Below are 10,314 nucleotides of genomic sequence, written 5' to 3' on the forward strand. Positions count from 1 at the left end.
TGAAGTTATAGGGGGGACAGAAGAGTTAAGTATAATTTTAATTTTATTGTATCAAACATATGTTAATTATTTGCGTACTACATAACAAAGATATTGTGAGGCAAAAGATGTTTAAGGAATACGAAAAAATTTATTTACAAAAAGATGCACGGAGATTGGATTATGCAATTTATAGTAATGAAAAAGTGGTTGGAAAAGTACAAGAAACTAATAACCCTTCAAAAAAAATAGGTCATGGTCTAATTGTATTACTTAGTTTATTAGTGAGTAGATATAAGAGACACTTTATAGAAAGTTTGGAATTTGAAGTATTAGATAAGAATGGAAATAGATTAGGAATCATCGAAAAAGGCATTGGCTTCCATAAAGATTTAATTTTATACGCTGAAACAGGAAAACATATTGCAACGATTAAATCATCAATAGAACTAAACTCACCTACATTGACGGCTATAGATCCAGAGGGAAATAATCTAATAAAGGCAAAAGGTAGTTTTGGCGCAACAGATTTTTCAGTGATTAATAGTGGAACAGACAAAGAGACTTCCACTATTAAAAAACGCTCACTAGTTTATAAAACCGTTAAAGAAACTCTTTTTAATAATGATGTTTATCACATTGAAAATAGTAATCCTAAAGAGGAAGTAACCTTAGCGTTAATTGGAATGGCAGTTGCTTTAGATATGTATTTCCATAATAAGTGAATAATCATGAATAACAATCTTCAAGTAACGGTGGCAACCCTTGACGAAGGATAATGCACCTTTCAAACTAATGGTTCAGATTAGTTGATGAATCTTTTTATCATATGTTCCGCAAACGGGTCAAATTGTTGAAAAGCTCTATGTTACTCGTTATCTATACATTATAAATAAAAAGGGGTGATAAATTTGAGACGAACATTTTTTAGCTTCGTTTTATTACTATTTATACTAACAGCATGTAACAATAAAGAGGCAGAAAGTAATTATTATTTGTCATTGAATGGAGAAAGTGAACACTGGAAACTGAATGGTTATGAAATTTTGATGTCACCTGATGAATCTAAAGCAGGGTATGGGACATTGACAATGAAGGGCGAAAACAAACATATGGCGAACTTTTTTAGTTTTAAAGTCTATACCGTTGTTGATGGAATGGAAAACAGATTACATAGTGGCTCCGTATCTGGAGCAACGGATATCGCTAAACAGACCACTGGAATTATCGAGGGCGAAGGAGGAAAAAATCTTACGGAATTTCCTGAAGTGGATAAAATCTATATGACTGTTACTTGGAATGATGATGAGACAGATGGTGACCAAGAAGAAAAAATTGTCTTGTATGACAAAGAGAAAAATAGTGAGTCCTTCTTGGATTAGAAATAAATATTAAACCTGTATTTATACTGCAATCGGTCGCGATTGTCGAAGAAGTTATAAAAAGGAATATTGGGAGCATATATGTTAAGGTGAATATAAAGTTGTGAAACATTGTACTTAAAGTAACGGGGCAGGTTAGTGAAAGAAGGATATAATGAATTCTTGTCGAATTATAAATGTAAATACTTAAATAGGGAGAGTGTTCTTAATGTGTGGGATTAGTAAGTAAACATAAGGGAAGAGACTTAGAATTGCCTCATAACCGTAAAAAACTAATAGATGCAATTCAACGTGATTTATTAGCCGATGATCAAGTTCTGGCATTTTTTTATGGTGGGTCAATCGGGAATGGAAATACAGACGTTTTCTCGGATATTGACTTGAGGGTAGTTGTCAATCCTGAATACATAAAGGAATATATTGCAAATAAAAATGAACGTGCAAAGAACTGGGGAGATGTTCTATATTTTGAAGACTTATACCCGTCCTCCATTTATACTGTTGCTCACTACAATTGTTTTGTTAAAGTCGATATCTTTTATTACACTCCAGAAAATATTCAACCATCTACATGGTTAAAAAACATAAAGATTATAAAGGATACGATTGGAATGATGGCTGAAACTCTGACTCGATCCAAGACTCTTACTTACAAACCATCAGTAGAAGAATTTGAAATATGGAGAACAAAGTTTTTTGCGTATTTACATGAAGCATATAGAAGAGCGATGCGAAAAGAGTATTATTATGCTTTAAATTGTATTGATAAGTTGCGGCTATCCATGTCGACTGCTTGGTATATGATGTCTGGGAATCAACCAAATACGTTTGGTGATTGGGCAAAGTATGAAGGCAGTAGAAGTGAGTTAGAGGTTTGGCAGAAATCACTGCTTGAAAGTTGGGAATGTGGAAGAAATGCAGTCGAAATTCTTAATGTAATGAAGAGTATTGTTCCCGAATTCAAGAAAGTTCATCGTTCTCTTTGTGATACATTGGGAGTGCAGGAGGATTCTCAATGGGTGGATAATATTGTAAATATGGTGTTATGAATTGTGATTTGATATTGCTATGTTCTTCTCAAGTAACGGGTGCATTACCACAATAAGGGATCGTCAAAATGACGGTCTCTTTTCACCGATGCGACAGGATAGTTGAAGAGAAAGTGGTTGGTTAGGGCAGGAAATTACAGGAAAGGAAGAACTTTATGAAACGCTATTATTCTTGGGATGATGAAGATTATATTGGTGGCACTACATATATTGAAATTGATGATGGTTACGCAACAAAACAAATTGCAATAACACCAGATAATTATATAGCCTCGAACAGAAAAGACAAAGAACATCATTTTTATTTAGCAGAAGGACTGGTCGACATAGATGAAATTATAAAGTACGGTGGTTTTGAGATAAGTGAACAATATTTTTATAGTGTATGGAACGCATATAAAAATGCCCTAATGGATAAATGGAACGAAACCAAAGAAAGATTCCCACTTGGATATGAGATTGAGGGGATAATTGAGGTTTTTTATCCTCAAGGGATAGTTATTACTATTTCACAAGATGTATTTGGTATTACTGACTACGATAAAAGTAGAGACAGTACAAATCCAAAAAACCTTTATCCAGGACATAAAATGTTAGGAAAGGTTGTTAGTTATGATGAAGAAAATATGTGGTTAGTTATTGATAATCCAAGAGTGTTTTGACCGTTGGTTTCTTCAACTAAGTCAGCTAATAGAAGCTCGTTCGTTATTCAATAATAGGGTGCTTTAGTTGAATAAAACATTTAAATCTCACGCTAAAAAGCTCAGAAATCTCCTGAGCTTTTTAGTTTGCTATTTAGCTTTTTCTCTCCCAAAACTGAACCAGTTGGGCATATGTCACACCTTTTTAATAAAAACGTATAATAAACGTGACGAAGGAGTGATGACATGGAGACGCAATTGAAACGAAACAGGAATGGGCAAATTAATATTGTGTTGAGCGAAAGGCAAAATGAAAAGCCGAAAACCGATCAATCCTCATTTTACACTATTAATAATACACCTTTTTCCCATATTGACGAAGCGTTTTCTTCCTTTATCGGCATGAAGGAATTGAAAGATAAAATAAAGGAAATCTATGCAACCGTGTTGATCAATGAAAAAAGAAAGCAATTCGGTTTGAAAGCCCCTAACCAAGTACTCCATATGTTATTTAAAGGGAATCCGGGTACAGGCAAAACCACGGTTGCCAGAAAGTTGGCTAAATTATACTTTGATATGGGCGTGTTATCCAAGGGGCATTTTATAGAGGCGGAAAGAGCGGATTTGGTTGGCGAATATATTGGGCAGACTGCTCAAAAAACAAGAGCGATGATCCAGAAAGCAATGGGCGGTGTTTTATTTATTGATGAAGCATACTCTTTAGCTCGTGGCGGGGAAAAAGATTTCGGGAAAGAAGCAATTGACAGTCTAGTAAAGCATATGGAAGACCATCATAATGATTTTGTGCTTATTTTGGCCGGATACCCAAATGAAATGGAAAGGTTCCTGTCATTAAATCCCGGTCTCCAGTCAAGATTTCCTTTTATCTTGGATTTTCAGGATTATGAAGTAAGTCAGCTGGTGGATATCGCGGTACAAATGACAGCCGAAAAGGAGTATCATTTTACGAAAGAGGCATTGTACTATTTACAATCTCATTTATACAAGAAAAAGCAGCTGTACGAAAGGAATTTTTCCAATGCGCGTTATGTGAGAAATATGATTGAAAATGCCATAAGAAAGCAGGCGGTCAGGTTACTGAGCACCTCACGGCTTTCGACGGAGGATTTACTTAAACTGACAAAGCAGGATATAGAGATGGACCTCTCTTAAAAAGGTTCTGTTTTAAAACTACGGTATAATTTGCTATATTAGCTATAATAAATCTTTTCATGTTAAATTGGCGCCGGCAAATAAAATGTACTGCTGCGCTTTACGATACATGTTTTTAAATCATAATACAAAATGTAGCCGGTTTTCCCGCTATCAAAAAGAAAGGTAATGCATATGGATGAAGAAAAAATACTAATTATTGCCGTTAAAAAACCCGAACAAAAGGAAGAACGATTTCAATCTTCACTGGACGAATTGGTTTCCTTGAGTAAAACGGCAGGAGGAACAGTAACAAAAATAATGACGCAAACAAGAAAGCATATCCATCCGGCTAATTATATCGGTACCGGAAAAGTGGAAGAAATGAAAAAAGAAGTGGATCGCCTGGAAATCGATCTTGTCATTTCCAATGATGAGCTTTCCGCAGGCCAGCTAAGAAACCTTGGCAATTTATTTGGAGTACGCATCATAGACAGGAGTCAGCTTATCCTTGATATATTTGCCCAGCGTGCAAGAACAAAGGAAGGCAAGCTGCAGGTGGAGCTTGCCCAACTGGAGTACTTGCTGCCAAGACTGCGGGGGCAAGGAGTGGAATTGTCCCGGTTGGGTGCCGGGATAGGAACAAGGGGGCCCGGAGAAACGAAATTAGAAACAGATCAGCGGCATATCAGGCGCCGGATTTATGATATAAAAAGAAGGCTGCAGATTGCTGTCCGTCAGCGGGATCAGTACCGGAAAAGGAGGAAGAGCAACGATGTCTTTCAAATAGCGATAGTAGGTTATACAAATGCCGGGAAATCAACCATATTTAACCGGCTCACCAACAGTACAACGCTGGAGGAAAATCAGTTGTTTGCCACCCTTGATCCCCTCACAAGGGAGATTAAACTGCCATCAGGCTTTCAAACGCTTATTACAGATACAGTGGGTTTTTTGCAGGATTTGCCTACATCGCTGATCGCAGCTTTCAGATCTACGCTGGAAGAAGTAACTGAGGCCGATTTTCTCATCCATGTCGTTGATGGTTCGAACCCGGACATGGAACAACAGCAGCATACGGTAACGGAACTGCTTAAGGATCTGAATGCCCATACGATTCCAATGCTGACCGTATACAATAAAAAAGATAAATTTTCCCGGGACTTCATTCCAATGCAGCACCCCTATTTATTTACCAGTGCCCTGGAGCAGGAGGACATTGGGAAAATACTTGAGAATATTGAAGGGTTGTTAAAGGAAATTTGGGACAGGTACACCGTATATCTGAACCCGGGAGACGGAAATTTGCTGCAGAAGCTGGGGCGGGAAACCATTGTAATTGACAAAGACTTTTCAGAAGAAAAAAACCAATATATTTTCAAAGGGTACATACGAAGTGAGCACCCGTTAAAAACTTTGTTAGAGAGGTAGTTATCATTGCAGCTGGAAGAGACCATTAAACAAGCAGAAAAAGATTGTTATACTCCCCATAAGGAAATAGAGAAGATGATGGAAATAAACCAGGGAAGAGTTCTGGAAGCATTTAAAAATAACCGGATAAGTGACAGTCATTTTTATTCCTCAACAGGCTATGGCTATGATGATATGGGAAGAGAAGGGCTTGAAGCTGTTTACGCAGATGTCTTCGGAGGAGAAGATGCACTTGTCAGACCTCAAATTGTATCAGGTACCCATGCCATAACCATTGCATTATTTGGCTTATTAAGACCGGGAGATGAACTGGTTTATATTACCGGAAAACCTTATGATACATTATCCGAAGTAATAGGAAATACGGGACAGAATACCGGATCATTGAAAGACTATCATATCAGCTATAATGAAGTGAGCCTGAAAGAAGATGGTTCTGTTGATTTTCCTTCCGTGAAAAAGGCAATCACCAATAAAACAAAGGTAATTGGTATACAGCGTTCCAAAGGATATGATGACAGGCCTTCATTTACAATCAGCGATATAAAGCAAATGGTTGAATTTGTGAAAAACATAAATGAAAATATAATTATATTTGTGGATAACTGCTACGGCGAATTTGTGGAGGATAAAGAACCACTGCATGCAGGAGCCGATATTATTGCCGGGTCACTTATTAAAAACCCCGGGGGTGGAATTGTGCGTTCCGGCGGTTATATTTGCGGAAAAGAGGAACTTGTTTTGGCTTGTGCAAACAGGCTTACTGCGCCCGGCCTGGGCAAAGAAACCGGGGCAACACTGGATACACTGCAGGAAATGTTTCAAGGCTTTTTTCTTGCTCCCCATATTGTAGGACAAGCATGGAAAGGTGCAGTATTTACTGCCCGGCTGCTTGAATTGCTTGGTTACCAAACCAGCCCGCATTATTTGGAAAAAAGGACAGATTTAATTCAGTCAGTTACTTTTAACCAGGCTGAAGAAATGATTGCTTTTTGTCAGGCTGTACAGCAGCACTCTCCTGTCAATTCTTTTGTTAAGCCATATCCAAGCTTCATGCCGGGTTATGAAGATGAAGTGATCATGGCTGCAGGTACATTTATTCAAGGATCCAGCATCGAATTATCCGCAGATGGGCCAATACGTCCTCCATACACGGCTTACGTGCAAGGCGGTCTGACATATGAGCATGTAAAGATTGCTTTAACGGAAGCGGTAAAATCATTGTGAAAAAAGGTTATCATATCAGCTGACAGGGTATACAGGAAGGGTAGATTATTTCTATCCTTTTTTTTAATTCTTTTATTTCCATAACACACTCCCCGGTAGTTAACAGGTTTAAGTACACCTTGAATCTGCTTCTCGAAATTTATCTTACAAGACATATGTAAGGTATTCTGACATCTGTTTGACATGTCAGGTAATCTTACAATATAATTATACCCATCTTATAAAGGGAGGTCATGAGGTGAATGATCAGGAGCGGCGCTCCATGCCTCTTTTTGGGATTGGGGTTGTAATCAAGCTGACAGAGTTAACTGCCAGACAAATAAGGTATTACGAAAAGCATGATTTGGTTCGCCCCGGAAGAACGAGCGGCAATCAGCGATTGTTTTCATTTAATGACGTGGATCGATTACTGGAAATAAAAGACTTACTGGACAAAGGATTAAATATTGCCGGAATAAAGCTTGTTTTATCAGAAGAAGAACAGGAAAATGACGGAACACAACAGAAAACCAGTATTACCAGGCGGGAATTAAAGGAATTTTTAAAACAGGAACTGCATGAAACGGGCAGATTCGGCAAAACAAGCTTAAGGCAAGGAGAGCTTTCAAGATTTTTCATTCGATGAAATTTTATAACTGTAACTTGATGGGAAGTCTTGCTTAAATATTTTATAACGGGTAAATGGGTACGGAAATGTACTTTATTCCCCGTTTAAATAACCAATAACGTAGGAGGAGTTTTGATGGGAGATAGCCTGACAGGAAAAGAAATTCTTAAACAAATTGAAGAGGAGAATGTTAGGTTTATCCGGCTGCAATTCACGGATATGCTTGGCACAATAAAGAATGTGGAGATACCGCTCAGTCAATTGGATAAGGCGCTGGATAATAAAATGATGTTTGATGGTTCATCCATTGAAGGATTTGTCCGTATTGAGGAATCGGATATGTATCTGTATCCGGACTTAGATTCATTCGTTGTATTTCCATGGACCTCTGAAAAAGGAAAAGTAGCCAGATTTATATGTGATATATATAATCCGGACGGTACACCATTTGAAGGCTGTCCCCGCTATAATCTCAAACGTAACTTGAAAAAAATGGAAGAGCTGGGGTTCGATGCTTTTAATATTGGTACGGAACCTGAATTCTTTTTGTTCAAACTGGATGAAAAAGGGGAGCCATCACTCGAACTGAATGACCGCGGCGGATATTTTGATTTGGCTCCTACCGATCTTGGGGAAAACTGCCGCAGGGACATTGTGCTTGAATTAGAGGAAATGGGCTTTGAAATTGAGGCATCCCATCACGAAGTTGCACCGGGACAGCATGAGATCGATTTTAAATATGCCGATGCAGTAAAACATGCGGACGATATACAAACATTTAAACTGGTTGTAAAAACAATTGCCAGGAAGCATAATCTGCATGCCACTTTTATGCCGAAGCCGTTGTTCGGTGTAAATGGATCGGGGATGCATGTGAACATGTCCCTGTTCAGGAAAGGGGAAAATATATTTTTCGACGAGGATGGAGATCAGCAATTAAGTGAAACAGCCTACCAGTTTACTGCCGGGGTGATTAAACATGCAACCAATTACACAGCTGTAACAAATCCTACGGTGAATTCATATAAACGATTGGTACCCGGCTATGAAGCACCATCCTATGTAGCATGGTCAACAGCAAACCGCAGCCCGCTTGTACGCATTCCTTATTCCAGAGGCATCAGCACCAGAATTGAAGTGCGCAGTGTGGATCCATCCGCTAATCCGTATTTAGCCCTGTCAGTACTGCTTGCAGCCGGACTTGATGGAATTGAAAAACAATTAACCCCGCCTGCTCCTGTAGATCAAAATATTTACGTCATGTCCAAAAAAGAAAGAGAAGAAAACGGCATTAAGAATCTGCCTCCGACCCTCATGCTCGCTTTGGAAGAGCTGGAAAGAGATGAAGTCATTAAAGATGCTATGGGTGAGCATTTATATGAGCACTTTGTCGAAGCAAAAGAAATTGAATGGGATATGTTCAGAACCACTGTTCATCCATGGGAGAGGGAACAGTACTTAAATTCTTATTAAGACTGTTATAACTGTGGAGCATTTGTTTTCCCGATTATTAAATAATAAATAGATAAAATCGTTTTTAAATATCGTTCAGCTATTTTTTATACTGGACGATATTTTTGTTTTCCATTATAAATGGTTATTGCCTTTGTTTCTGCTTTGTAATCGTACATATATATTGATGTGTGATTTTAAAAATATACTATTTCGAAATGGGATGAATCCGGAAAAAGTCAAGGCGGTTAAACTTTCAGAAGACAGCTTGAGTAAAATTACAATTGATTTTCATCTGGAAAGTAAAGGAATATTTGACTGATATATCCATTGGAAAGAGAAATTTAGTTTTCGATTAAAAATACTATTCTAAAATATAGAAGGGAAAATCAGCTGTATTTTTACAGTGAAAAACCATCCTGCAACACGATTAAAGTGATAGTGGATGGTTTTTAATTTTATGGATATTATCTTCTTAACCAGCATGTTAAGAATACTAAAAAGAAATTGGTTCCTGTTATTGCAATTGGCATAAGCATAATAGGACTATTTCCGTGAGCAATGCTTTTTTAATGCATTATTATTAATCAATGGTCCTGTACAATCCGATAACCTTTCCAAGTATCGTAACATTATCATAAATCAGCGCTTCCATCGTTGCATTTTCGGGTTCCAGACGAATCTGGTTTTTATCTTTAAAGAAACGTTTTACAGTAGCTTCGTCATCCTCTGTCATGGCAACGACAATATCATTGTTTTGTGCCGTGTTTTGCTGTCTTACGATGACCATGTCCCCGTCTAATATACCTGCCTCAATCATACTTTCCCCTTCTATAACCAACACAAATATATTATCATCCGGATTGCTGGTATGGTCCGGTATCGGCAAAAATTCTTCAATATTTTCCACCGCAGTGATCGGCAGTCCGGCAGTAACCTTACCGATTAATGGCGCGTATCGGGCTTTTTCCCTTGGGATATCACTTTCTCCGGTAATGTCGAGAATTTCTATTGCCCTCGGTTTGGTAGGGTCCCTTCTGATATACCCTTTTTCTTCAAGTCTTGAAAGGTGTCCATGAACTGTTGAACTGGAAGCCAGGCCAACAGCTAAAGCAATTTCTCTTACTGAAGGCGGATACCCTTTCTCTTCAACCTGCTCTTTAATAAAATCCATGATTGCCTGCTGTCTTTTAGATAGCTTTGTAATTGTCATTTCTTTCTCCCCTCGTACATATTAATAAGTAATACTAGTCTACCATTTATTATTTAACTAAGCAAACATTCGTTCTAAAAAAAGCTTGACAAGACCGTATGTTCGTGAAATAATCTCAAGTTTGACAGTTAAAACCCCAGAAATACTTATGTACCAAGTATTTCTGGGGTTTTTTGAACGC

The 10,314-nt window shown here is 37.9% G+C and carries 10 protein-coding genes; 9 read left to right on the top strand and 1 reads right to left on the bottom strand.

Features of this window, described 5'->3' with window-relative positions; all coding sequences use genetic code 11:
• The first annotated feature begins 107 nt into the window (after positions 1-107).
• The 9 genes from GHD25_RS06375 (at position 108) to glnA (ending at position 8,941) form a co-directional block, all read left to right on the top strand.
• The gene (locus GHD25_RS06375; protein ID WP_164215538.1) at positions 108-704 is read left to right on the top strand and encodes an LURP-one-related/scramblase family protein; all 597 of its coding nucleotides are present in this window, start codon (positions 108-110) and stop codon (positions 702-704) included.
• A gap of 186 nt (positions 705-890) precedes the next feature.
• A complete protein-coding gene (locus GHD25_RS06380) occupies positions 891-1,361 on the top strand; it encodes a hypothetical protein (RefSeq protein WP_164215539.1) in 471 nt (156 codons plus the stop codon).
• Between the two features lie 212 nt (positions 1,362-1,573).
• Entirely contained in the window at positions 1,574-2,410 is an 837-nt protein-coding gene (locus GHD25_RS06385) for an aminoglycoside 6-adenylyltransferase (RefSeq protein WP_164215540.1), read from the top strand.
• Between the two features lie 155 nt (positions 2,411-2,565).
• Positions 2,566-3,072 (top strand): hypothetical protein, encoded by a 507-nt coding sequence (locus tag GHD25_RS06390; RefSeq protein WP_164215541.1) that lies wholly within the window; start codon positions 2,566-2,568, stop codon positions 3,070-3,072.
• A gap of 225 nt (positions 3,073-3,297) precedes the next feature.
• Positions 3,298-4,224: a stage V sporulation protein K gene (gene spoVK / locus GHD25_RS06395; protein ID WP_164215542.1), complete on the top strand. Its 927-nt coding sequence runs from the start codon at positions 3,298-3,300 to the stop codon at positions 4,222-4,224.
• Between the two features lie 174 nt (positions 4,225-4,398).
• A complete protein-coding gene (gene hflX / locus GHD25_RS06400) occupies positions 4,399-5,634 on the top strand; it encodes a GTPase HflX (protein ID WP_164215543.1) in 1,236 nt (411 codons plus the stop codon).
• A 12-nt stretch (positions 5,635-5,646) separates the two neighbouring features.
• A complete protein-coding gene (locus GHD25_RS06405) occupies positions 5,647-6,861 on the top strand; it encodes a methionine gamma-lyase family protein (RefSeq protein WP_164215560.1) in 1,215 nt (404 codons plus the stop codon).
• Positions 6,862-7,123: 262 nt separating this feature from the next.
• Entirely contained in the window at positions 7,124-7,486 is a 363-nt protein-coding gene (locus tag GHD25_RS06410; RefSeq protein ID WP_164215561.1) for a MerR family transcriptional regulator, read from the top strand.
• Positions 7,487-7,603: 117 nt separating this feature from the next.
• Positions 7,604-8,941: a type I glutamate--ammonia ligase gene (glnA, locus tag GHD25_RS06415; RefSeq protein WP_164215544.1), complete on the top strand. Its 1,338-nt coding sequence runs from the start codon at positions 7,604-7,606 to the stop codon at positions 8,939-8,941.
• A gap of 562 nt (positions 8,942-9,503) precedes the next feature.
• Here glnA and lexA read toward each other — a convergent pair.
• Positions 9,504-10,127 carry a transcriptional repressor LexA gene (gene lexA, locus GHD25_RS06420; protein ID WP_164215562.1) on the bottom strand — a complete coding sequence of 208 codons (624 nt, stop codon included), beginning with the start codon at positions 10,125-10,127 and terminating at the stop codon, positions 9,504-9,506.
• Positions 10,128-10,314: the final 187 nt, after the last annotated feature.

Origin of the sequence: Virgibacillus aidingensis, from assembly GCF_010994035.1 — a bacterium.
Lineage (GTDB): Bacteria > Bacillota > Bacilli > Bacillales > Amphibacillaceae > Virgibacillus_N.

Bases quoted from the DNA above. Each gene is read 5' to 3' on its own strand.
- hflX (WP_164215543.1), top strand. From the start codon at position 4,399: ATGGATGAAGAAAAAATACTAATTATTGCCGTTAAAAAACCCGAACAA.
- GHD25_RS06375 (WP_164215538.1), top strand. From the start codon at position 108: ATGTTTAAGGAATACGAAAAAATTTATTTACAAAAAGATGCACGGAGA.
- glnA (WP_164215544.1), top strand. From the start codon at position 7,604: ATGGGAGATAGCCTGACAGGAAAAGAAATTCTTAAACAAATTGAAGAG.
- spoVK (WP_164215542.1), top strand. From the start codon at position 3,298: ATGGAGACGCAATTGAAACGAAACAGGAATGGGCAAATTAATATTGTG.
- GHD25_RS06390 (WP_164215541.1), top strand. From the start codon at position 2,566: ATGAAACGCTATTATTCTTGGGATGATGAAGATTATATTGGTGGCACT.
- GHD25_RS06410 (WP_164215561.1), top strand. From the start codon at position 7,124: ATGCCTCTTTTTGGGATTGGGGTTGTAATCAAGCTGACAGAGTTAACT.